Origin of the sequence: Bradyrhizobium sp. 613_E4_N2_2 (genome assembly GCF_052075995.1) — a bacterium.
Classification (GTDB): domain Bacteria; phylum Pseudomonadota; class Alphaproteobacteria; order Rhizobiales; family Xanthobacteraceae; genus Bradyrhizobium; species Bradyrhizobium barranii.
This window is the reverse complement of sequence record NZ_CP197234.1, coordinates 5,422,692-5,443,777: the sequence shown is the minus strand read 5'-3', so window position 1 is coordinate 5,443,777 and position 21,086 is coordinate 5,422,692. Positions and strand designations below refer to the sequence as shown.

Here is a 21,086-nt window from a genome sequence, read left to right as displayed (position 1 = left end):
GGGGAGTTCGTCCCATGAAAACAGGTCTCGTGATCACCGCCCATCCCGGCGATTTCGTCTGGCGCGCCGGCGGCGCCATCGCGCTGCATGCGAAGAAGGGTTATCGCATGAAGATCGTCTGCATGTCCTTTGGCGAGCGCGGCGAGAGCCAGTTCGCCTGGAAGGAAAAAGGCGCGACGCTGGAATCGGTCAAGGCCGGCCGCAAGGACGAGGCGGAGCGGGCGGCGAATCTACTCGGCGCCGAGATCGAGTTCTTCGACTGCGGCGACTATCCGCTGAAGCTCACCGAGGCGCATTTCGACCGCATGGTCGACATCTACCGCGAGCTCAATCCGAGCTTCGTACTGACGCACGCGCTGGAAGATCCCTATAATTTCGACCACCCGAACGCGGCGCATTTCGCGCAGGAGACCCGCGTGGTCGCGCAGGCGATGGGCCACAAGCCCGGCGCGCAGTACAAATATTCGGCGCCCCCGGTGTTCCTGTTCGAGCCGCACCAGCCCGAGCAGTGCAATTACAAGCCGGACCTGCTCCTCAAGATCGACGAGGTCTGGAAGGAGAAGTACGAGGCGTTCCAGATCCTCGCGGCGCAAAAACATCTCTGGGGCTATTACGAGCGCGTCGCGCTCAACCGTGGCATCCAGGGCAGCCGCAACACCGGCGTGCCCATGACCTATGGCGAGGCCTATCAGCGCCTGTTCCCGACGGTTGCGGAGGAGCTGGCATGAAGCCCGTCGTCGTTCGCAACATCAAGCGTGCCGATCCCGCCGGGATGGCGGAATACGGCGTCTCGACCGTTCACGAGGCTTACGGTCGCCTCGGCCTGATGAAGCCTTACTTGCGGCCCGTTTGGGCCGGCGCGTCGATCGCTGGCCCCGCCATCACCGTGCTGGCACAGCCTGGCGACAACTGGATGATCCATGTCGCCGTCGAGCAGTGCAAGAAGGGCGATATCCTCGTCGTCGGCTGCACCACTGATAACACCGACGGCATGTTCGGCGAGCTGCTCGCGACCTCGCTGCAGGCGCGCGGCGTGCAGGGGCTGATCATCGACGCCGGCTGCCGCGACGTCAAAGCGCTGCACGAGATGAAGTTTCCGGTGTGGTCGCGCGCGGTCTCGGCCAAGGGCACGGTCAAGGCGACGCTCGGCTCGGTCAACATTCCCGTGGTCTGTGCCGGGGTCAACGTCGATCCTGGCGACATCATCGTGGCCGATGACGACGGGGTCGTGGTGGTGCCCAAGCGCCATGCCGCTGAAGTCGCCGAGAAGGCGAAGAAGCGCAACGCGGACGAGGGTGGCAAGCGCAAGCGGCTGGCCTCGGGTGAGCTCGGCCTCGACATGTACAGCATGCGCGAGGCGCTGGCGAAGGCCGGGCTCGTCTATGTCGACAATCCCGAGGACGTCTAAGGCAATCAGCGGAGCGGGCGGATGGATCGTCTCAAGTTGAAGGCTGTGCTCGGCAGTCACCCTCACGTGCAGGCGGTGAAGAGCGGCGAGCTCCGCTCCGACCTGTTCGACCTCGATTTCATCGCGTACACGCCGACCAACACGGCGTTCAAGCCGATGGTGCGCGAGCAGGCGTTCGACGTCTGCGAGATGGCGATCGTCACCTATCTGATGGCGAAGGCGCATGGCAAGCCGCTGGTGCTGCTACCGGCGACCATGCTCGGCCGCTTTCAGCATTCCTACGCGCTCTACAACCCTGCAAGGGGAGCGCTCGGGCCATCCGATCTCGAAGGCAAGCGCGTTGGCATCCGCTCGTTCACGACGACGACGGGCGCATGGATCAGGGGCATTCTCGCCAACGACTACGGTGTCAATCTCGACAAGATCCGCTGGATCACCTTCGAGGATCCGCACGTTGCCGAATATGTCGACAGCACCGAGCGTGCGCCGAAGGACAAGAAGATCTTGCAGATGCTGATCGATGGCGAGCTCGACGCCGTCCTCGGCGAGGCCTCTGATCATCCCACGTTGAAGCCGCTATTTTCCGATCCTGCCGCAGAGGCTGCCAAATGGTACACCCGTCGTGGCGTCGTCCCGGTCAATCATCTCGTGGTCGTGACCGAGAAGCTTGTGAAAGCGCGCCCCGACGTAGTCACTGGCGTTTATGACCTGCTTAAGCGGAACAAGGCGCAGGTGGGACCCGCGGCGACGCCCGACCTTGTTCCGTTCGGGATCGAGGCGAACAGAAAACCGTTGGAGCTGATCGTCGACTACGCATTCCAGCAGGCGCTGATCCCGCGCCGCTATGCGGTCGAGGAGCTGTTCGACGAGACGACGCGAGGATTGAATTGATGGCAGGTGATCCCAGGCGCTGGCAGATCGGGCTCGTCGGCTACGGCGAGGTCGGCAGGATCCTGGCTGAGGATTTGCGGCAGCAGGACATCAAGGTAGCCGCTTACGACATCAAGCTCGGAGGCGGGCACGGCGCTCCGCTGAAGGAGCATGCGGCGAAGTTCGGCGTGACGCTGGCGGTGTCTCACGCCGAGCTGACCGCGAAATCCGATTTCATCATCTCCGCGGTCACGGCGAGCCAGGCCGTGCCCGTTGCAAAAGCCTGCGCTGGTGCAATCAACCAGGGCACCTGGTTCCTCGATTTCAACTCGGCGTCTCCCGGCGCCAAGCAGCGCGCCGCCGCTCTGATCGACGGCGCTGCAGGACGCTATGTCGAGGGCGCGGTGATGACCTCGGTGCCGCCTTATCGTATCAAGGTGCCGCTGCTGCTCGGCGGTCCCGGCGCGAGGGAGCTGGAGCCGCTGCTGAACGCGATTGGCTTTGCGGCCAAGGTTGCGAGCGACAAGCTCGGCGTGTCGTCAGCCGTGAAGATGTGCCGCAGCATCATGATCAAGGGCCTGGAGGCCATGGTCATCGAGAGCTTTACCACCGCGCGCGCCTATGGCGTCGAGGATGCGGTGCTGGCCTCGCTCGCTGAAACCTTTCCCGCGATCGACTGGGAGAAGCAGGGCGCCTATTGCTTCCAGCGCGTGATCGAGCACGGCCGTCGCCGTGCCGAGGAGGTGCGTGAAGTCGCGGAGACCGTGCGCGAGGCGGGGCTGACACCGTGGTCGGCGCAGGGCACCGCCGAGCGCCAGGCGTGGGTCGCCGATCTCGCTGATGACGGCCTGTTCGGCATCAAGGGGACGAAGGAATTTGCCCGCAGCGCCGATTGGCGCACCGAGGCGGATCGCATTCTGGCGAAGATCAAGCGCTGAGATCCAGCGCGCATTCAGCTCAGGACTCTGCTGCCGCCGCGTAGTCCGAGAGTTCGTCGCGCGCGAGCTCGATCAGGCTGATCAGGCTCGTGGCTTCGCGGACGACTTCCGTGGTGCGCTCGGTGCGGAACTCGGTGAGAATCGTGCGAATGCATTTGTCGGCGGTATCGAGCGTCAACAGCGCGCGGGCCATGTCGTCCTGCGTGTGGATTGCCGATATGTCGATGCCCGACAGGACTTCGCCGATGCCGGTCAGTCGCTTGATGGCCATCTCGGCGGGCGTGTTGGCCCGAATGGAATGGTAATCGATGCTGCTGAATGCGCTGAACATTCTATACTTCCCCGGAGAACGCAGATGTCAGTGCGGGTCTTAGTATGATCTCCTTGGCCCGTCGTGCAATGCGCGTATTTACGGTCAGGGATTCTACCGGATTGGGGAGTGAGGAAAGCTAGCGGTATAATCGAACGGAAAAGATCCGATCATTAGCCGCGCTTCCCGACAATCTTACCGTCGCATGCGACGAGCTTGCCTTCCTTATACACGGAGCGCCCTTGCGGCACGCCGACAACGGCTTCAGGAATATGCTCGGCATTCAGTGTCACGAAATCGGCCTTGGCGCCGACGCGCAGGCCATAGCCTTCGAGCCGCAGCGCCTTTGCGCCTGATACGCTGACGACATCGAACGCGACGCGCAGCTCTTCATCGATGTTGAAGCCCGAGCGATAGCCGAGCGTCGTGGCCCGGCGCAGCATGTCGCCGTCGCCATAGGGCCACCAGGAATCGCGGATGTTGTCGTTGCCGCTGAAGACGGTAACGCCGGCATTGCGCAGGGCCAGGATCGGCGGGAAGGGCCGGGCGCCCGGCGCATTGGTCATGATCGCGACGCCGGAGCGGGCGAGGATGTCGGCGATCTTCTTGAGATGATCCATGGAGATATCGCCGAGCCCGTAAGCATGGCTGACGGCAACGCGTCCCTCCATGCCAAGCGCGCGCGTGCGCGCTGCGATCTGCTCGATTTCGAACGCGCCCAGCGCGCCCATGTCATGCAGATGGATGTCGACGTCGACGCCGTGCTTGCCGGCCACGCCGAACACGACGTCGAGATGCCTCTCGATGTCGCGATCGAAGCTTGCGGGATCGAGCCCGCCGACGAGGTCGGCGCCGATCCCGATGGCCTCGTCCAGCAATTGCGGCGTGCCCGGGCTCATCAGGATGCCGCTCTGGGGGAAGGCGACGAGCTGGATGTCGATCAGGCCCTTGTATTCCTCGCGTACGCGCAAAATCGTCTCGAGCGATTTCAGGCCGACCGAGCCGTCGACCATGACGTGGCTGCGCATCTGCGTGGTGCCGTGGCCGATGCAGAGGTCGAGCTGGTTGCGTGCGCGCACATCCATCGGCGCTGATACGGCCATGTTCTGGGCCTGGAAGGCGACGCGCTCATGCACGTCGAACCCGTTGGTGCATGGCTTGTGCGGACGCCAGGCGTCGCCATAGAAGCTGGTGTCGAGATGAATGTGGCCTTCGACGAAGCCGGGAACGACGAGGACGTTGCCGAGGTCGATGGTCTCGTTTGCGGCGGGAGGCTCATCGACGGACGTGATCGCGGCGATGCGGCCGTTCGCGACGGCGATGTGATGCCGGGCTCCGCCGTCGAAGCGCGCGTTCAGGAAGATCGTGTCGAAGGCCATCCGGTTGCTCCGTTGGTCGATTGTGATGATCATCGCGCAAGCTGCGGGTCGGGCGCAAGGCGCGGAAAGTCGGTCAGCCAGGCCCGAACAACGTAGGCCGCTGCCGCTCAAACGTCTGCCGGCCAGCCTTGAAGCCCATCACGATATCCGGCAGCTCGGCGATGGCGAAGCGGCTGTCCTGGGTTTCGAGCACGACGAGATCGGCGGGGTTGCCGACCTTGATGCCGTAATCGCTGAGGTTCATCAGCCGTGCCGGCAGTTCGGTCACGAGATCGAGGCACGTGTCGAAGTCGCTGACCGACGCGTGCGCGACGTTGGCGTAGAAGTTCGCCATCCGCAGCAGCGAGGCGTCGCCGAACGGCGTGAACGGGTTGAGCACATTGTTGGTCGCGACCGAACACAGCACGCCATCGCCGGCGAGCTTGTGCGCAAGCGTCAGCCCGCGCGGCACGTTGTGGGTGGCTTCGCGGCCCATCAGATAGAGATCGGTTGCGGGCAGCACAGTGACGGCAACGCCTGATTTCGCCAGCTGCGCGGTGGCCGCCTTCATCCGCTCCGGCGGCAGTGCCGAGAGTTTTGTCGCATGGCCGATCGCCACGCGTCCTCCGTAGTTGCGCTGCTCGGTCTGCCGGCAGACTTCGTCGAGGTGCCACCAGGATGGGTCGAGGTCGAAATCGAGATGGAGATCCACGTCGACGTCGAATTCCTGCGCGAGATCGAAGATGCGTTCGAGATGGGTGTTCGGGTCGGTGTCCATGTAGGGACAGCCGCCGATCGCGTCGCCGCCATCGCGCAGCGCCTGCACCAGCAGCTCATCGCTGCCGGGGTCGTTGGTCAGGCCTTCCTGCGGGAAGACGCAGAGCGACAGGTCGATGGCCCAGGCATATTCGCGCTTCAGCGCCTTGACCGCCTCGAAGCCGCGCAAGGCAATGCGGGGGTCGATCTCGACATGGGTCCGCATGCGCGTCGTGCCGTGCACGATGGCGCGTTCGAGCACCTTTGCGCCGCGCGCGTAGACGTCCTCGACCGTGAAGTCCTTCTTCATCCCGGCCACGGCGCGGATCGCGTCCGAGACGCTGCCGTGATTGTGCCCGCAGCGGCCGAGCAGGCAGGCCTTATCGAGATGGATGTGGGTGTCGACGAACCCGGGCAGGGCGAGGCGCCCGCCGACATCGACCTCGACGGCCTCGCAGGCAAGCTGCGGCTCGATCGCGGCGATGCGGCCGCCCTTCACGCCGATATCGACGGGTGCGGCGGATGATCGCAACAGCGTGTTGCGGAAGATCAGGTCGAAGGCGGGTTGGGCGGTCATGGCGTCGGATTCAGCTGTGGTAGCCTAGCGGAAGCTGTAGAAGCTGGCAGCTCCAGATTGTGTGCAGTTATGCCACCAAATTGTTCAAAAAATGTGCATGCACTTTGGGGCGTGAATTGTAGAATGCCGGCACCTCGGAGAGCCCACCATGTCTGTCCCCGCAAAAGCCGAACGCCCGATGACCGACGCCGAGATCGTGGAGGCCTATCTCACGGCGTCGATGATACCCGATCCCGATGCCGCCGCGGCCTACATGAAGCCGGGCACGGTGATCACGTTTACCGGCGGGCGCGAGTTCGATCATCCGCGCGGCCCGACCGGCTTCAACGCAAGACGCTATCGCTGGGTCAAGAAGAAGATGGACCGGTTCGACGTCTGTCCGGGCGCGGACGAGACGGTGGTCTACAGCGTTGGCACGCTCTATGGCGAGTGGATGGACGGCACGCCGTTCGAGGGCAACCGCTATGTCGATCGCTTCGTCGTGCGGAGCGGACAGATCGTGAAGATGGACGTCTGGAATGATAGCGCCGAGCGTATCCTGGTCCAGCGCGGGATTGAGGCCTAACCTCTTCGCGCCACTTTCGGCAGCTTGACGACGCGGTCGCTCGTCACTTCATCCGCATAAGGCGCGAGAATATCGAGCAGGTCGCGGCCGCGTTGCGGGGTGGGGGCCACCAATGCACGATTGGCCACGGAATCCAGATGATGGTGCATCAATTGCATCACCTTGGCTTCGTCGCCCTTGGCGAGCGATGCGATGATGGCGCGGTGCTCGTTGATGGCGCATTCGGTGGAATGCGGTCGGCTGTAGAGCGACAGCGTCAGGCAGCAGCGATAGGCGACCTCGCTGACATAGCGCACCAGGATCGGGCTGTTCGTCATGTGCGCGAGCAGGATGTGGAATTCGGTGGCGAGCCGGATCGAAACTGCATCCGTGCCGCCGCGCGCGCGGTCCTCGGCATCGACATGGGCATTCAGCTCGGCGATCTGGCTCTTGCTCAGCTTGCCCGCGAGCTGGCGGACGACGAGGCCCTCGAGCTGGATGCGGATGTCAAAGGTGTCGCGCGCCTCCTGCCAGCTCGGCGTCGCCACCACCGCGATCCGGTTGCGGCGGAGCTCGACGAGGCCTTCGGCGGCAAGCTGCCCCAGCGCATGGCGCGCAATGGTGCGGCTGACGCCGAAACGTTCGCCCAGCGCATCCTCGGGCAGCTTTGCACCGGGTTCCAGCGCCTGCTCGATGATCGCGCGCCTGAGCGCGCGGCAGATCACGCTGACCTTGTCCGATGATTCAGAGGTCTTGCTGGTGGTGCGCGCCGCCATCGGCGAATCCTTGCGGGGAGGGTCGAAACCTCTCTTTAGCACAGGCTTACTCCAATCCGGCGCTCCAATTGCATGCAGTTTGGCGTCCGGATTGCCTAAATCGAATCCGGCCGTTTGGTGCGTCGTTTGGCCAAATCATTGATTTTGCGGGGGTGGACGACTGGCACTCAGCTTGCATGCACTTTGGCTGTGATGCGCATGCAACCCAACGCCCAATTCGACGGCCGGCCCGTTCTCGAAGGCTCCGGCCCTGTTGCCATCGAGCTGTCCGAGGCCTCCGTGATCTTCGGGCGCGACGACCGCGCCGTGCCCGCTCTGTCGAAGACGACGTTGCGGATCGCCGACGGCGAGTTTGTCGCACTGGTCGGCCCGTCCGGATGCGGCAAATCAACCATTTTGCGCCTGGTCTCTGGCCTGGTGCAGCCGACCAGCGGCGTCGTCATCGTCGGCGGCCGCGAGGTCGCGGCACGGGCGCTGCGCGTCGGCATGGCGTTCCAGAACCCGACCATGCTGCCGTGGATGACGATCGAGCGGAACATCATGTTGCCGCTGAAGATCGTCGAGCCGTTCCGCTCGAACTTCCGAAAGCTGCGCAAGACCGAGTTTCGCGACAAAGCCAATACGCTGCTGGAGCAGGTCGGCCTCAAGGGATTTGGCAGTCGCTATCCCTGGCAGCTATCCGGCGGCATGCTCCAACGTGCCAATCTCTGCCGTGCGCTGATCCATGAGCCGCGGATGCTGCTGCTTGATGAGCCGTTCGGCGCGCTCGACCAGTTCACCCGCGAGGAGCTGTGGGCGATCCTCCAGAACCTCTGGATGACGCACAAGCCGACAGTCCTGCTCGTCACGCACGATTTGCGTGAGGCCGGCTTCCTCGCCAGCCGCATCTGCGTGATGAGTGCGCGCCCCGGCCGCATCCTCGACGACAGCCGCGTCGAATTCGCGCGGCCGCGCACCGTCGCTATGACCTTCGAGCCGGATTTCGTCGCGCTGAACCAGAAGCTGCGCGCCTTCATCGAGGACGCGCGCAGCGCGGCCCAACAGGGGACAGGCTGATGTTCGGGATCGATATCAGGCAGAAGGCGTGGTCGGCGGGGCTGATCGTACTGTTCTTCGTCGCCTGGGAGTTGTTCTGCTTGATGACGGGCATGTCCGACCTGGTGCTGCCGCGGCCGTCGCAGGTTTTTGTCACGCTGTTCCAGCGCTTCCCGGTGCTGTGGCCGCACATCGTGCAGACGCTCGCGACCACCATGTTCGGCTTCGCCCTCGGCGTTGCGCTGGGTGTCGCCCTCGGCGCCATCATCGGCGTCTCCAGGACGGCCTATGACACCTGCTATCCGCTGCTGATCGGCTTCTCCTCGATCCCCAAGGTCGCGGTGGTGCCGATCTTCGTGCTGTGGTTCGGCTCCGGCACGGTGCCGGCGGTGCTGACCGCGCTGTCGATCTGCTTCTTCCCGATCGTCGTCAATATCGCCACGGGCCTTGCGACCACCGAGCCCGAGCTCGAAGACGTATTGAAGGCGCTCGGCGCCAGCAAGTTCGACATCCTCTGGAACGTCGGTCTGCCCAGGACCATGCCGTTCTTCTTCGCCTCGCTGAAGGTCGCGATCTCCTATGCCTTCGTCGGTGCGGTGCTGTCGGAGACGGTCGCCTCCAACCGCGGCATCGGCAACGTCATGATGACCGCGTCCTCGAATTTCAACGTGCCGCTGGTGTTCGCCGGCCTGTTCGTGCTCGCCGGCCTCGGCGTCGCCCTCTACGCCGTGTTCTCGCTGATCGAAGGCCGTGTCACCGGCTGGGCCACGCGCAAGAACGACGTGATCGCCACCTGAATTTCTGAACCGTCACGCAACGAAGCTTGAGGAGGTCTCGATGTTGAGAAAAGTAACAGTCGCGCTGCTGGGATTGGCTCTGTCCGCGGGCGCCGCCGTGGCCGAGGACACCACAATCAAGTTCACGCTGGGCTGGAAGACGCAAGGCAGCGATGCCGCATTCTTCTACGCCAAGGACAACGGCTACTTCAAAGAGGAAGGCCTCAACGTCGTCATCGACCAGGGCGAAGGCTCCGGCGCCACCGTCACGCGCGTGATGTCGGGGGCCTATGACGCCGGCTTCGGCGACGTCAACGCCATCATCCAGAACGCCTCGACCAAGCCGCAGGAGGCGCCCGTCATGGTCTACATGATGTGGAACCAGCCGCCGTTCGCGATCGTCGCAAAGAAGACCAGCGGCATCAACACCATCAAGGATTTTGAAGGCCACACGCTGGGCGGCGCGCAGGGCACGCCGACGACGCGGCTGTTGCCGGTGTTCACCCGCAAGAACGGGCTCGACGGCGAGAAGATCAAGATCTCCAACATGGCCCCGAACCTCCAGGAGCCGATGCTGATCAAGGGCGATATCGACGCGGCGCTCGTGTTCAACATCACCAGCTACTTCAACCTCGTGCTCAACCGCCAGGACCCGGACAAGGATTTCAAATGGTTCTCGTTCGGTGAGTACGGCCTCGACCTCTACTCCAACGGCGTGATGGTCTCGAAAAAGCTGATCGCGTCCAATCCGAAGGCGGTGGCCGGGCTCGTGCGCGCCATCAACAAAGGCGCGATCGCGGTGGCCAAGGACCAGAACGCCGGCATGAAGGCGGCGCTGAACTACGACAATCTGATCGACGTCGCCGTCGAGAAGCGCCGGCTGCAATATTCCTTCGACAAGCTGATCGTCTCGCCCGAGATGAAGGAGATCGGCATCGGCGACATCAAGGATGACCGCATGACGCGCGCGATCGGCATCGTTGTCGAGGGTTATCAGCTCGCCCGCGCGCCGACGCCCGCAGAGGTGTTCTCGCGCGAGTTCCTGCCGCCGCGTGCGGAGCGGGAGCTGGTGTATACTGCCAACTGACGTCACAGATCTTTGGAGAGACCGTCATGGTCACGGAGATTGCGGCAACCAGCCTGTTCCGTGGCCCTGATCTCGGTGTGACCGACAATGTCGTGCTGCGGCACGATAACGGTATCATCACCGATATTCTTGAAGGAGCGGGGCCTGCTGGCGGGCCTCGCTCCTTCGTCATTCCTGCCTTCGTCAACGCCCATGATCATGCGCGCGCGACCGCGTCGTCCTTCGGGGCGGTCGGCATGCCCCTCGAAAGCTGGATCCTGCGCACCGCGCTCGGTTCGCCCATCGACCCCTATCTGACCGCGGCCTCCGCACTGGCACGTTCCGCCAGGGCTGGTTGCGCGGCGATGATGGTGCACTACACCCGCCCAAGCGGGACGATGCCGTTGCTCGATGAAGCCAAGGCGATTGCGAGGGCGGCATCCGATGTCGGCATCCGCGTGGCATTTGCCCTCGCGGTGCGGGACCAGAATCCGATCGTTTATGGCGATGCCGAGCCGGTTCTCTCCGGCCTCCTCCCCAGTGACGACCGCAAGACCATCGAAGACCTCTTTGTCCGCGCGCCGATGTCTCCGAAGGCCTATATCGAGCTGACCGATGCGATTGCCGCCGCCATCTCCGGCCCGATGGTCGACGTGCAGCTTGGACCTGCCGGCGTGCAATGGTGTTCGAAGCCGCTGTTGGAGGCGGTGGCGGAGAACTCGGCGCAGACGGGCCGCCGCATTCACATGCATCTGCTGGAGACCGTGTATCAGCGCGCCTGGGCCGACCAAAACTTTCCGGACATGGTGCGTTGGCTACGCGATATCGGCTTCCTCTCGGAGCGGCTGACGTTGGCGCACTGCATCCACGCCCGTCCCGATGAACTGGAGATGATCGCAGCCTCCGGCGCGCGCATCGTCACCAATTTCAGCTCGAACATGCATCTGCGCTCGGGGCTCGCCCCGATCGCCGCCGCACACAAATGTGGCTGCGCCATCGCGGTCGGCGTCGACGGGCTGGCGCTGGACGAGGACGACGACATCCTGCGCGAGATGCGGCTGGTGCAGATGGCCCATGGCGGCCTCGGCTTCAGGGCGACCTGGACGCCGGCCGAGCTGTTCGCGCTTGCTGTCCGCAACGGGCGCCGTGCCACCGGCGCGCCCGGGAGCGGCGAACTCGTCGCAGGCAATCCCGCCGATTTCGTCGTGATCGACCTCGACCGGCTGGACCGAGATCAGATCATGCCCGTCGACCCCATGGCGCTTCTGTTCGCGCGGGGCAATGCGTCGCTGGTGAAGGAGGTCGTTGTCGCCGGCAAGACGATCGCGAAGGACGGGGCCTGCATGGGCGTTGACCTGCCGGCCATCGAGCAGGAATTGCGGGCGATGTACCGCGTCAATGTCGGCAAGCTCTCGAATTTCCAGCGGATATGGCCGCCGCTGTCGGAGCGGGTTTCCGGCTGGTTCGAGCAGCAGCTCACCTGCGAATAGGGCGGGGCGCCACGCCCCCCTTAGGTCCGGCCGATATAATACCGCGATAGCTGATAGGCGGAACCTCGTCTGGCGGTTGGTCTGGCTCTGGGCTATCACACGCGCGGCTGCGCGCCGGCGCAGCCCTTGATCCCCTTGAGGAGCCCCCGATGCGTCTTCCCATCGTTATCCTGGCCGTCACATATCTTGCGGGCGCAGCTTCAGCCGAGGACCTGTCGGGCACGCTCCAGAAGGTCAAGGAGACCAAGAAGATCACGCTAGGCTATCAGGAAGCCTCGGTTCCGTTCAGCTATCTTGACGGCAACCAGAAGCCGATCGGCTTCGCCATGGATATCTGCCTCAAGATCGTGGATGCCGTGAAGAAGCAGCTCGGCATGCCCGACATCGCCGTCGACACCCTCGCCGTGACGTCGTCGAACCGGATTCCGCTGATGGTCAACGGCACCCTCGATCTGCACTGCTCGGCGACAACCAACAATGCCGACCGCCAGAAGCAGGTCGCCTTCACCAACACGCATTTCCTCAGCGCGACGCGGTTTGCGGCCAAGAAGGCCGCGAAGATCAACACGATCGACGATCTCAAGGGCAAGGCCGTTACGGCGGTGGCAGGCTCGGTCAATCTGAATCAGCTTGCCAAGGTCAACACCGAGCGAAATCTCGGCATCAGAATAATGCCGGCCGTGGATCAAGCCGAAGCGTTCCTGCTGCTGGAAACCGACCGCGCTCAGGCCTACGCGCTCGACGACGTCCAGCTTGCGGTCGCGATTGCGCGCTCGAAGGAGCCGGCGCTGTTCATGATCAGCGAAGAGACGTTCTCGAAGGCCGAGCCCTTCGGGATCATGCTGCGGCGGGAAGACGCGCCGTTCAAGGCGCTGGCCGACCGCGCCACCGCCGAGCTCTACGCGAGCCCGGAGATCGAGGTGCTCTACAAGCGCTGGCTGGAATCGCCGACCCCGCCGAACGGCCTCAACTACAATGTCCCGATGTCGGCGGCCTTGCGCAACGCCTTCAAGAAGCCGAGCTCGAGCTTCGATCCCGACGTCTACGTGGTGAACTGAGGCGAGGGCGCTAGCGCGCCCGCGGCGTGTCCAGCAGCTGGCCAGCCAGCGCCGCGCCGATCGCCGCGATGGCGGCCATAGCAAGCGCCCACGGAACGAACAGCCGATGACCGATCAGCGCGCCGCTCAGGAGCGGCGCGCTGATATTCGCGCCCGACATCAGCGACTGGTTCAGGCCCATAATCATGCCCTGACGATTGATCGCGGTCGAGCGCGACAGCTCGGCCGTCAGCGTGCTGCGCGCGAACATGGTGCCGACGATGATCAGTGTCAGGTTGATCGCGAGCAGGCCGACATTGTCGCGGGCCGCAAGTCCGGCAAATCCGAGACCCATGCAAGCGAACGCGGCCATCACGATGCTGCGGTCTGACGCGATGATGCTCACACGCGTGATGAGCAGTCCCTGAGCCACCATGTTGATGAAGCCGGCATAGGCGAACATCCAGCCGAGCTCGCGCGCCCCGAAGGGATGTCCGTCCCAGGAGAACCGCGCCGACAGGAACAGGCCGATCTGCGACAGGAACATCGAGTTGACGAAGAAGAACACGATGAGCAGGCCGAGCAGCCGCCAGGCATAGCGCATGCCGAACAGGCTGCGGGTCAGCGTCGGCTCGGGCACGCGATGCTGGTAGAGCGGCTCGGACGCCGGGTGATCCGGCGGGAGCAGGGCGATCGTCGCAACGATGCTGATCAGCGAGAGCGCGGCCGCGGCCCACACCGGCGCGGTCTGGCCGTAGTGCACGAGGAAGCTCGAGAGAGCAGGGCCGAGCAGCAGCCCGGTCCCGATCGCGCCACTGGTCATGCCGAGTGCCTGCTTGCGTGTTGCCGGCGCGCTGTGCTCGGCGGCATAGGCGTGAGCGACCGAGATGTTGCCTGATGTCAGGCCGTCGATGATGCGCGCCAGGAACACCAGCGTCAGGTTGCCCGCCAAAGCGAGCAGGATGAAGCCGATGAAAGTCCCGATCTGGCTGACGACCAGAACCTTCCGCCGGCCGTAGCGATCCGAGAGCATGCCGACCACAGGGCCGGCAACGAGCTGACAGACGGCATAGACCGAGATCAGTGCGCCGAGCAGGAACGGCGTTGCGCCGAGCCGCTGCGAGTAGAACGGCAGCAGCGGCAGGATGATTCCCATGCCCGTGGCGTCCACGGCGACAACCACGAAGGTCGGGACCAGTATCAGCGCGCTCTCGCCCGCCATCGTCTCCCTTGCCTCGGTCGCGGAACCCGGTCCCATCCAGCGTTGTCCTCGTTCGCATTTGCGTGATCGATTGCGATACGTCGATTATATAGTTGCAGGCTAATAGTTTGCGTCCTATCTAATTTGCATGGCTCCCTCGCAGGCTCATATCCACGGCGAAATCGGCCGTCTCATCGCGCGCCTGGCCCGCGTCTGGCGCCGCGAATCGGATCAGGTGCTGTCCGATCACGGCCTGTCCTATGCGACAGCGATTCCGCTTCTGGTGCTGTCGCGTCAGGGCGAGAATTTGCGTCAGGGCGTGCTCGCCGACGAGCTCGGCATCGAGGGACCGTCGCTGGTGCGGCTGATCGACCTGCTTCAGGAAGAAGGCCTCGTGGAACGTCGCGAAGACCCAACCGACCGGCGTGCCAAAACGCTCCATCTGACCAAGGCGGGCGAGGTCAAGGTCGAGGAGACCAACCGGGTGCTGCGCCGGGTGCGGGCAAGCCTGCTCAAGGATATCGGCGCGGACGAACTTGCGATAACATTCGAAACTCTTCAGCGCATCGAACAGCGGGCCAGCCGCCTGCAGGACGCCAAGACCGACGTCAGGACTGGTCCAGAGGCGAAGTAGCCATGCGCGCAGACGAGCCGTTCCTGGTCCGCCACGCGGACCTCATTTTTGCGTTGAAGACGTTTGCCGCGTCGATGCTGGCGCTCGTCATCGCGTTCGCCATGGACCTGCCGCGGCCCTATTGGGCGATGGCGACTGTCTACATCACCTCGCAGCCGCTGGCGGGCGCGACCAGCTCAAAAGCGTTCTTCCGCGTCATGGGCACGCTGGTCGGCGCCACCATGACGGTGGTGCTGGTGCCGAACCTGATCGATGCGCCGGAATTGCTTTGCCTCGCGATCGCGCTCTGGGTCGGGCTCTGCCTCTATCTGTCGCTGCTCGACGGCACGCCGCGCAGCTACGTCTTCATGTTGGCCGGATACACGGTCGCGTTGATCGGGTTTCCCTCGGTCTCGGAGCCCGGCGCCATCTTCGATACCGCCGTTGCGCGGGTGGAGGAGATTTCTCTCGGCATCATCTGCGCGAGCCTAGTCTCCACCATCGTTTTTCCGCGCAGCGTCGCGCCAGCCGTTGCCAATCGCGTCGACGCCTGGCTGTCGGATGCGCAGCGCGTGAGCCAGGCGGTGCTGCTTCGTCAGGGAACGAGTGAAACGCGCCGCGGCAGGCGACTCAAGCTTGCGACCGACATCGTCGAGATCGACACGCTTTCCACTCATCTTGCGTATGACCGGCTGACCGATCGCAATGCGGTGACTGGCCTCGGCGAGATCCGGCTGCGCATGCTGATGCTGTTGCCGGTGATCGCCTCGCTGGAGGATCGGCTGGCTGCGCTGGGGGAGGAGGCGTTGCGCCGGCAGCCCGAGCTGAAGCGGCTGCTGGAGGATCTAGCGCAATGGATTGCGAGCGATGTCGGCGCGCGGCAACCGGCCGAGCCGATCCGCTCCATGATTGCAGAGCGACAGGCGGTGCTCGATGACAGCGCCTCATGGGAGCGGATCATCACCACGAGCCTGCTGTTGCGGCTGCGCGAGCTGGTCGACCTCTCGCACGACTGCCACGTGCTCAGCGAGGCCATCGCCGAGAGCCGCAATGTTTCAACGCTCGACCTGGCCTTCCGTTCCGAGGCCGGCGCCGCGCCGGTGCGCCATCGCGACCGCGGCCTTGCCTTGTGGTCGGCGGCCGGCGCGGCCACCGCCATCCTGATCTGCTGCGCGTTCTGGATCGGGACCGGCTGGCCCGACGGCGCGTCGGCACCGATGATGGCGGCGGTCGCGTGCTCCTTCTTTGCCGCGCAGGACGAGCCTGCACGTTTCATCCGCAGTTTCGGCCTGTGGTCGCTGGTCGCCATCGTGGTCGTCGCGATCTATCTGTTCGCGCTGGTGCCGGCGATCTCCCATATCGAGGTTCTGATCGTCGCGCTGGCGCCGACCTTTCTGCTCTACGGCTTCCTGATCGGACGGCCGGCAACGGCGGGAACAGGTATGGCGCTCGCGGCCAACACCGCAACGCTGTTGGCGCTGCAATCGACCTACAGCGCGGATTTCGCATCCTATGCCAATTCCGCGGTCGCCTTCTTCGTCGGCGTCGTCATCGCCGAGCTCGTGACGCGGATCGCGCGCGGGGTCGGCGCCGAGTGGATCGCCAATCGCCTGGTGCTATCGAGCTGGAAGACGCTCGCGGTCGCTGCCGAGCGCCGTGGCAAGCATGATCGGGCAGAGTTTGCGGGCCTCATGCTGCACCGTCTGGGCCTTCTGGTGCAGCGGATCGCCTTCCTCTCCGAGAGCGATCGCCACGATGCCGACAGCCTCGTGCAGCTTCGAATCGGGATCAATATCATCGACCTGCGCCGCGCCCGCTATGGGCTTGCCGCAACCACCATTGCCGTCATCGACGACATGCTTGATCAGCTCGCGATCGCTTGCCGCAGCCATGCCGGTGGAGCAATGCCGACCGAGCTGTTGACCAGCGTCGATCGGGCGCTGGCCAAGGCCGTGACGGATTCCAATGACAGCGCGCGCGAAGACGCTCTGATCGGCCTCGTCGGCATCCGCCGCGGCCTGTTCCCGGACGCACCGGCCTACCGGCCGCGTACAGGCGCGAGTGTTGCAGCATGAGATACGTGATCGACATCTATGGCGTGCTCGTACCGGCGCTGCTGCTGTGGATCATCGTCGCCTATGTCCTGAGCGCGATCCTGCGCCGGCTCATGCAGCGCTTCGACCTCTACCGGCTGGTCTGGCACCGTGCGCTGTTCGATTTCGCGATTTTCGTCTGTCTTCTCGGCGGCGTCGTCTATCTCTCGGAGTTTTTGCCATGAAGGGGAATTTCGCCTGGTTTGGCCGCCTTGCGCTGACCGTTCTCGCCGTCGTCGCCGCGCTCGCGGTCGGCCGTGAACTTTGGGTCTATTACATGGAGCAGCCCTGGACCCGCGACGGTCGCGTCCGCGCCGATGTGGTGCAGGTCGCGCCTGACGTCTCCGGGTTCGTCACGGAGGTGCTGGTCAAGGACAACCAGAAAGTCCATCGCGGCGATGTGCTGTTCAGGATTGATCGCGAACGTTTCGCGCTGGCCTTGCGGCAAGCCGATGCATCCGTGGCGGGTCATCAGGCCACGCTCGACCAGGCCAATTCCGATTTGAAGCGCTACAGCGCGCTGACCACCGATGCGGTATCGCAGCAGAAGCAGGAGCAGGTGTTGGCCACCCAGCTCCAGGCCAAGGCGGCGTTCGATCAGGCCGTCGCCGACCGCGCGGTCGCCCAGCTCAACCTCGATCGCAGCGAGGTCCACGCCTCCGTGAACGGTGTCATCACCAATATGGATCTGCGTCCCGGCGCTTACGTCACGGCCGGCAAGGGCGTGATGGCGCTGGTCGACACGGATACGTTGCACGTGGAGGGTTATTTCGAAGAGACAAAGCTCGCGCGCATCCGCACCGGCGACAAGGTGCGGGTCCGCCTGATGGGCGAAACGGTCACGCTGTCGGGCCATGTCGAGAGCATCGCCGCCGGCATCGAGGACCGCGACCGCGCTGAGGGCGCGAACCTGCTTGCCAATGTCAACCCGACCTTCAGCTGGGTGCGGCTCGCCCAGCGCGTCCCCGTGCGCATCGCGCTGGACAATGTCCCCGACACCATCTCGCTCGTCGCCGGCCGCTCCGCGACGGTAGAGGTAATGGACTAACGCAACGAGCCCATGGATCGCGCCTGGCTTGGGGAAAACCGCCAACAGGCGTTTCAATGCCAAATCGCAGGGCTAATCCTGACGCGCTTGTGTGAGTCGGGGGACCGTATGGGCGTTTGGTTTTTAGTCCTGGCAGCTTGCGTCGTCGGCGCGTTGCTCCTTTTGGCATTCTGCCGATAGAGCCGACAGCGGACGCAAATGTTGCTGCGAAGCATCAGCCAGCCGTTGAATAGCGGTTCCAGACCGATGGTTTTTGACTGTGCATGGATGACCGCGTTCACTTCCGGGATCGGAGGCGGACATGAGCTGGTTGTTTGTGTTTCTCATTGCCGCGAGCGCAGTCGTTCTGATCGCCCATGCGATTGACGCGATGCGTTCTTGATACTGCCTGCGACTCGGTTTCGTCGGTAGCTAGGTAAGCGACGAAATTGTTCCGAGGCGGGCGAGTGTCAATTTGAGGAACCTGGTCCTGCAGGCCAAGGTTGTCACAGCAGGAGGAATACGATCATGCTTGCGTTCTATCTGCCGATCATCATTTTCGGAGCGATGCTCGAAGCGATTTCGAAGCAAAATGTGTCTGCACCCATCCAGGAGCCACCAAGCATCGATTAGACTCCGATGCTCAGGCGTTCGGCTCGTGACTGACGAACCAGCGTCTGCTCAGGCATTCGAGTATTTCTTCAGCTCGAATCGCGCGATCTGGTTCCTGTGGACTTCATCCGGCCCATCGGCAAGCCGCAGCAGGCGCGCGGTCGCGTAGGCTTGGGTCAAGCCAAAATCGTTCGAGGTGCCGCCGCCGCCGTGCGCCTGGATGGCCCAGTCGATAATCTGGCAGGCCATGTTGGGGACGGCGACCTTGATCATCGCGATCTCGGCCTTCGCGACCTTGTTGCCGACCGTGTCCATCGCATAGGCGGCGTTGAGCGTTAGCAGCCGGGCCTGCTCGATCATGATGCGGGCTTCCGCGATTCGCTCCTGCGTCACGGTCTGCTCCGAGACCGGCTTGCCGAAGGCGACGCGGCTGCGCACGCGGCGGCACATCTTTTCCAGTGTGCGCTCGGCCAGTCCAATCAGCCGCATGCAGTGATGGATGCGGCCGGGGCCGAGGCGGCCTTGTGCGATCTCGAAGCCGCGGCCTTCGCCGAGCAGCATGTTCTCCTTGGGCACACGCACATTGGTGAAGACGACCTCGGAAGCGCGGTCGGGCACGCCGTAGAAGCCGAACACGGGCAGCGGACGCTTGACCTCGATGCCCGGCGTGTCCATCGGCACCAGGATCATGGATTGCTGCTTGTGGCGGTCGGGATTGTCCGGATCGGTCTTGCCCATGAAGATGCAGATCTTGCAGCGCGGGTCGGTCGCGTTGGTCGTGTACCATTTCCGCCCGTTGATGACGTAATGGTCGCCGTCGCGCACGATCGAGCTTTCGATGTTCGTCGCATCGGATGATGCGACCGCGGGCTCGGTCATGGCGAAGCAGGAGCGGATTTCGCCGGCGAGCAGCGGCTTCAACCAGCGCTCCTTGTCCTTCTCCGTGCCATAGCGCTCCAGCACCTCCATGTTGCCGGTGTCGGGCGCCGAGCAGTTGAACACTTCGGGTGCCAGATGCGTGCGCCCCATCACCTCGCAGAGCGGGGCATATTCGAGATTGGTGAGACCCGCGCCGTGGCCGGACTCCGGCAGGAACAAATTCCAGAGACCTTCGGCGCGCGCCAGCGGCTTCAGCTCCTCGACGACGGGATAGACCTTCCACGGTCCGAGCTCTTCCGCTTCGCGATAGAAGCGCTCCTCGTTCGGATAGATGTGACGGTCCATGAAACTTTCGAGCTTGCGCTTGAGCTCGACGACTTTGGGCGACATCGGGTAGAGCATCTGGACCTCCTGTAGATCAAGCAGCGCCTGCACGCGGGGCCGGCTTGCATCAGAATCGAGTCGGCGATAGCGGCGCTTGCCTCATCGCATTTTCATCGGCGCGGCTCTGCGCAAATCGCGTCAGAGCTCAGCTGTTGCGTAGCGATATTAACGCCCATTCATGCGTTGTCTTGCGTTTGTGCACCGAATGAGAAGCGCGTGGGAAACAATCAGCAACTGTGACTTTGACGGGACTGGCAATCCGAAAGGTCGTGCCTAAGATCGGCCTCAATCAAAAGTGGGGGCGGCAGTCATGACAACACAAGGGGACTACGGAAGCACATCCTTACGGATCGCGCGCCCCTAGTTCGCCAGTCGATAGGACGCGGAGCGCATTGTCCTAGACTGCGCGCGGGTTCTTCCAACAACCGGTAGTTCGTCCCGTCGATCCGCAAGCTGCGCGGTCGCCGGTTTCGTTCGTTCAAAAGCAAGCAAGGGCTTGATCCCAACGTCGCACCTCAAGACACAATCTAAAATAGATTAATATAAGAAACACAATCTTGAATTCGAAAAAGGAAATGGACATCGACATGCACACGCAATCAGAACGCTCCGTCACTCGCCGCATCAGACTCGCCGCCGCCGTTGCAGCGGTGAGCGCGATTTTCGCTTCACCTGCTCTCGCTGGCGGTCCGCCGCCAGCACCCGTCGTCTCCTGGTCCGGATTCTACGCCGGTGTCCATGGTGGCTGGGGATGGGGGAAGTCGGAGTTTCGCGATCCCCTCAACAGCCCCGCCAACAATCCGTTCTCTGCCTACTACAACGGACCGCTCGCGGGCGGGCAGCTCGGCTACAATTGGCAGCTGGGCAACTATGTCCTTGGTGCCGAGGTCGACGGCTCCTGGTCCTTCGTGAAGGGCAACACCAGCACCTCGCCCCTTCTCACATCGAGCACCACCAACGGGGTCGGCTACACCGCCCTCGCGACCGCGACGGGCCGTGTCGGCTACGCATCGGGCCAATGGCTCGCCTATGCCAAGGGCGGTGCCGCCTATGCCCGCATGGAGCTCTCGTCGCGGTTCACCCCGGAGATCACCAACTACAACCGCGAACTGTTCGGTGCCGTCGGCGGCGTCGGCCTGGAAGTGGCCTTCCTGCGCAACGTCTCCGCCAAGGTCGAATACAACGCGATCTTTCTCCCCACCGAAACGCTGCATTGGGTGAGCCAGGACACGACCTCCGAGATCAAGCATTTCGTCCAGGTGGTGAAGGCCGGCATCAACGTCCGTTTCAACGGCGACGGCGGCCTCCCGCGTTAATTCCCCGGCACATCGAAACA

General features: G+C 63.7%; 21 protein-coding genes. 15 read left to right on the top strand and 6 right to left on the bottom strand.

Annotated elements, in window-relative coordinates:
* Positions 1 to 14: 14 nt before the first annotated feature.
* From AB7290_RS26375 to AB7290_RS26360, 4 genes are read left to right on the top strand one after another with little or no spacing between them, the layout of a single operon-like run.
* Positions 15 to 728, top strand: coding sequence for a PIG-L deacetylase family protein (locus tag AB7290_RS26375; protein WP_085404793.1), 714 nt, complete (start codon positions 15 to 17; stop codon positions 726 to 728).
* Entirely contained in the window at positions 725 to 1,408 is a 684-nt protein-coding gene (locus tag AB7290_RS26370) for a 4-carboxy-4-hydroxy-2-oxoadipate aldolase/oxaloacetate decarboxylase (protein WP_085404792.1), read from the top strand. The genes AB7290_RS26375 and AB7290_RS26370 overlap by 4 nt, the downstream gene beginning before the upstream one ends.
* Positions 1,409 to 1,429: 21 nt before the next feature.
* Entirely contained in the window at positions 1,430 to 2,299 is an 870-nt protein-coding gene (locus tag AB7290_RS26365; RefSeq protein ID WP_085404791.1) for a hypothetical protein, read from the top strand.
* Positions 2,299 to 3,216, top strand: coding sequence for an NAD(P)-dependent oxidoreductase (locus tag AB7290_RS26360; RefSeq protein ID WP_085404790.1), 918 nt, complete (start codon positions 2,299 to 2,301; stop codon positions 3,214 to 3,216). Before AB7290_RS26365 ends, AB7290_RS26360 begins: the two co-directional genes overlap by 1 nt.
* A gap of 19 nt (positions 3,217 to 3,235) precedes the next feature.
* On the opposite strand, the gene AB7290_RS26355 is transcribed toward AB7290_RS26360, so the two are convergent.
* The 3 genes from AB7290_RS26355 to AB7290_RS26345 form a co-directional block, all read right to left on the bottom strand.
* The gene (locus tag AB7290_RS26355; RefSeq protein WP_071915057.1) at positions 3,236 to 3,547 is read right to left on the bottom strand and encodes a hypothetical protein; all 312 of its coding nucleotides are present in this window, start codon (positions 3,545 to 3,547) and stop codon (positions 3,236 to 3,238) included.
* A 152-nt stretch (positions 3,548 to 3,699) separates the two neighbouring features.
* The gene (locus AB7290_RS26350) at positions 3,700 to 4,905 is read right to left on the bottom strand and encodes an amidohydrolase family protein (RefSeq protein WP_085404933.1); all 1,206 of its coding nucleotides are present in this window, start codon (positions 4,903 to 4,905) and stop codon (positions 3,700 to 3,702) included.
* Between the two features lie 73 nt (positions 4,906 to 4,978).
* Positions 4,979 to 6,217, bottom strand: a complete 1,239-nt coding sequence (locus AB7290_RS26345; RefSeq protein WP_085404789.1) for an amidohydrolase family protein — start codon at positions 6,215 to 6,217, stop codon at positions 4,979 to 4,981.
* A gap of 148 nt (positions 6,218 to 6,365) precedes the next feature.
* Here AB7290_RS26345 and AB7290_RS26340 point away from each other — a divergent pair, with 148 nt between their 5' ends.
* The gene (locus AB7290_RS26340) at positions 6,366 to 6,782 is read left to right on the top strand and encodes a hypothetical protein (RefSeq protein WP_085404788.1); all 417 of its coding nucleotides are present in this window, start codon (positions 6,366 to 6,368) and stop codon (positions 6,780 to 6,782) included.
* Here the strand turns inward: AB7290_RS26340 and AB7290_RS26335 are convergent.
* Positions 6,779 to 7,537 carry a GntR family transcriptional regulator gene (locus AB7290_RS26335; protein ID WP_085404787.1) on the bottom strand — a complete coding sequence of 253 codons (759 nt, stop codon included), beginning with the start codon at positions 7,535 to 7,537 and terminating at the stop codon, positions 6,779 to 6,781. The genes AB7290_RS26340 and AB7290_RS26335 overlap by 4 nt on opposite strands.
* Before the next feature lie 198 nt (positions 7,538 to 7,735).
* Between AB7290_RS26335 and AB7290_RS26330 the strand changes: the two genes are divergently transcribed.
* From AB7290_RS26330 to AB7290_RS26310, 5 genes are all read left to right on the top strand, one after another.
* Positions 7,736 to 8,593 (top strand): ABC transporter ATP-binding protein, encoded by an 858-nt coding sequence (locus AB7290_RS26330; protein WP_244623118.1) that lies wholly within the window; start codon positions 7,736 to 7,738, stop codon positions 8,591 to 8,593.
* On the top strand, positions 8,593 to 9,369 hold the full coding sequence (locus AB7290_RS26325) for an ABC transporter permease (protein WP_085404785.1): 777 nt from the start codon (positions 8,593 to 8,595) through the stop codon (positions 9,367 to 9,369). The genes AB7290_RS26330 and AB7290_RS26325 overlap by 1 nt, the downstream gene beginning before the upstream one ends.
* A gap of 40 nt (positions 9,370 to 9,409) precedes the next feature.
* Complete coding sequence (locus AB7290_RS26320) at positions 9,410 to 10,435, top strand: ABC transporter substrate-binding protein (protein ID WP_014496069.1); 1,026 nt, start codon at positions 9,410 to 9,412, stop codon at positions 10,433 to 10,435.
* Between the two features lie 26 nt (positions 10,436 to 10,461).
* Complete coding sequence (locus AB7290_RS26315; RefSeq protein ID WP_085404784.1) at positions 10,462 to 11,904, top strand: amidohydrolase family protein; 1,443 nt, start codon at positions 10,462 to 10,464, stop codon at positions 11,902 to 11,904.
* Positions 11,905 to 12,053: 149 nt separating this feature from the next.
* Positions 12,054 to 12,962, top strand: a complete 909-nt coding sequence (locus tag AB7290_RS26310; RefSeq protein WP_085404783.1) for an amino acid ABC transporter substrate-binding protein — start codon at positions 12,054 to 12,056, stop codon at positions 12,960 to 12,962.
* A gap of 10 nt (positions 12,963 to 12,972) precedes the next feature.
* On the opposite strand, the gene AB7290_RS26305 is transcribed toward AB7290_RS26310, so the two are convergent.
* Positions 12,973 to 14,199, bottom strand: coding sequence for an MFS transporter (locus tag AB7290_RS26305; protein WP_085404782.1), 1,227 nt, complete (start codon positions 14,197 to 14,199; stop codon positions 12,973 to 12,975).
* Between the two features lie 91 nt (positions 14,200 to 14,290).
* On the opposite strand from AB7290_RS26305, the gene AB7290_RS26300 reads away from it, so the two are divergent.
* Genes AB7290_RS26300 through AB7290_RS26285 form a run of 4 tightly spaced genes read left to right on the top strand, consistent with a single transcriptional unit; the run spans position 14,291 to position 17,896 of the window.
* Positions 14,291 to 14,776 carry a MarR family winged helix-turn-helix transcriptional regulator gene (locus AB7290_RS26300; protein ID WP_085404781.1) on the top strand — a complete coding sequence of 162 codons (486 nt, stop codon included), beginning with the start codon at positions 14,291 to 14,293 and terminating at the stop codon, positions 14,774 to 14,776.
* 2 nt (positions 14,777 to 14,778) lie between these two features.
* Positions 14,779 to 16,830 (top strand): FUSC family protein, encoded by a 2,052-nt coding sequence (locus AB7290_RS26295; RefSeq protein WP_085404780.1) that lies wholly within the window; start codon positions 14,779 to 14,781, stop codon positions 16,828 to 16,830.
* On the top strand, positions 16,827 to 17,033 hold the full coding sequence (locus tag AB7290_RS26290; RefSeq protein WP_028146630.1) for a DUF1656 domain-containing protein: 207 nt from the start codon (positions 16,827 to 16,829) through the stop codon (positions 17,031 to 17,033). Before AB7290_RS26295 ends, AB7290_RS26290 begins: the two co-directional genes overlap by 4 nt.
* Positions 17,030 to 17,896: an efflux RND transporter periplasmic adaptor subunit gene (locus AB7290_RS26285; RefSeq protein ID WP_085404779.1), complete on the top strand. Its 867-nt coding sequence runs from the start codon at positions 17,030 to 17,032 to the stop codon at positions 17,894 to 17,896. Before AB7290_RS26290 ends, AB7290_RS26285 begins: the two co-directional genes overlap by 4 nt.
* Positions 17,897 to 18,556: 660 nt before the next feature.
* Here the strand turns inward: AB7290_RS26285 and AB7290_RS26280 are convergent.
* On the bottom strand, positions 18,557 to 19,768 hold the full coding sequence (locus AB7290_RS26280) for an acyl-CoA dehydrogenase family protein (RefSeq protein ID WP_028159281.1): 1,212 nt from the start codon (positions 19,766 to 19,768) through the stop codon (positions 18,557 to 18,559).
* A 569-nt stretch (positions 19,769 to 20,337) separates the two neighbouring features.
* On the opposite strand from AB7290_RS26280, the gene AB7290_RS26275 reads away from it, so the two are divergent.
* On the top strand, positions 20,338 to 21,066 hold the full coding sequence (locus tag AB7290_RS26275; protein ID WP_161495925.1) for an outer membrane protein: 729 nt from the start codon (positions 20,338 to 20,340) through the stop codon (positions 21,064 to 21,066).
* Positions 21,067 to 21,086: the final 20 nt, after the last annotated feature.

What these genes read in the sequence shown, in the direction of transcription:
- AB7290_RS26370 (WP_085404792.1), top strand. Translation starts at nt 725, where the DNA reads ATGAAGCCCGTCGTCGTTCGCAACATCAAGCGTGCCGATCCCGCCGGG.
- AB7290_RS26365 (WP_085404791.1), top strand. Translation starts at nt 1,430, where the DNA reads ATGGATCGTCTCAAGTTGAAGGCTGTGCTCGGCAGTCACCCTCACGTG.
- AB7290_RS26350 (WP_085404933.1), bottom strand. Translation starts at nt 4,905, where the DNA reads ATGGCCTTCGACACGATCTTCCTGAACGCGCGCTTCGACGGCGGAGCC.
- AB7290_RS26360 (WP_085404790.1), top strand. Translation starts at nt 2,299, where the DNA reads ATGGCAGGTGATCCCAGGCGCTGGCAGATCGGGCTCGTCGGCTACGGC.
- AB7290_RS26320 (WP_014496069.1), top strand. Translation starts at nt 9,410, where the DNA reads ATGTTGAGAAAAGTAACAGTCGCGCTGCTGGGATTGGCTCTGTCCGCG.
- AB7290_RS26330 (WP_244623118.1), top strand. Translation starts at nt 7,736, where the DNA reads ATGCAACCCAACGCCCAATTCGACGGCCGGCCCGTTCTCGAAGGCTCC.
- AB7290_RS26340 (WP_085404788.1), top strand. Translation starts at nt 6,366, where the DNA reads ATGTCTGTCCCCGCAAAAGCCGAACGCCCGATGACCGACGCCGAGATC.
- AB7290_RS26300 (WP_085404781.1), top strand. Translation starts at nt 14,291, where the DNA reads ATGGCTCCCTCGCAGGCTCATATCCACGGCGAAATCGGCCGTCTCATC.
- AB7290_RS26295 (WP_085404780.1), top strand. Translation starts at nt 14,779, where the DNA reads ATGCGCGCAGACGAGCCGTTCCTGGTCCGCCACGCGGACCTCATTTTT.
- AB7290_RS26285 (WP_085404779.1), top strand. Translation starts at nt 17,030, where the DNA reads ATGAAGGGGAATTTCGCCTGGTTTGGCCGCCTTGCGCTGACCGTTCTC.
- AB7290_RS26315 (WP_085404784.1), top strand. Translation starts at nt 10,462, where the DNA reads ATGGTCACGGAGATTGCGGCAACCAGCCTGTTCCGTGGCCCTGATCTC.
- AB7290_RS26345 (WP_085404789.1), bottom strand. Translation starts at nt 6,217, where the DNA reads ATGACCGCCCAACCCGCCTTCGACCTGATCTTCCGCAACACGCTGTTG.
- AB7290_RS26310 (WP_085404783.1), top strand. Translation starts at nt 12,054, where the DNA reads ATGCGTCTTCCCATCGTTATCCTGGCCGTCACATATCTTGCGGGCGCA.
- AB7290_RS26305 (WP_085404782.1), bottom strand. Translation starts at nt 14,199, where the DNA reads ATGGGACCGGGTTCCGCGACCGAGGCAAGGGAGACGATGGCGGGCGAG.
- AB7290_RS26355 (WP_071915057.1), bottom strand. Translation starts at nt 3,547, where the DNA reads ATGTTCAGCGCATTCAGCAGCATCGATTACCATTCCATTCGGGCCAAC.
- AB7290_RS26325 (WP_085404785.1), top strand. Translation starts at nt 8,593, where the DNA reads ATGTTCGGGATCGATATCAGGCAGAAGGCGTGGTCGGCGGGGCTGATC.
- AB7290_RS26335 (WP_085404787.1), bottom strand. Translation starts at nt 7,537, where the DNA reads ATGGCGGCGCGCACCACCAGCAAGACCTCTGAATCATCGGACAAGGTC.
- AB7290_RS26280 (WP_028159281.1), bottom strand. Translation starts at nt 19,768, where the DNA reads ATGCTCTACCCGATGTCGCCCAAAGTCGTCGAGCTCAAGCGCAAGCTC.
- AB7290_RS26375 (WP_085404793.1), top strand. Translation starts at nt 15, where the DNA reads ATGAAAACAGGTCTCGTGATCACCGCCCATCCCGGCGATTTCGTCTGG.
- AB7290_RS26290 (WP_028146630.1), top strand. Translation starts at nt 16,827, where the DNA reads ATGAGATACGTGATCGACATCTATGGCGTGCTCGTACCGGCGCTGCTG.
- AB7290_RS26275 (WP_161495925.1), top strand. Translation starts at nt 20,338, where the DNA reads ATGCACACGCAATCAGAACGCTCCGTCACTCGCCGCATCAGACTCGCC.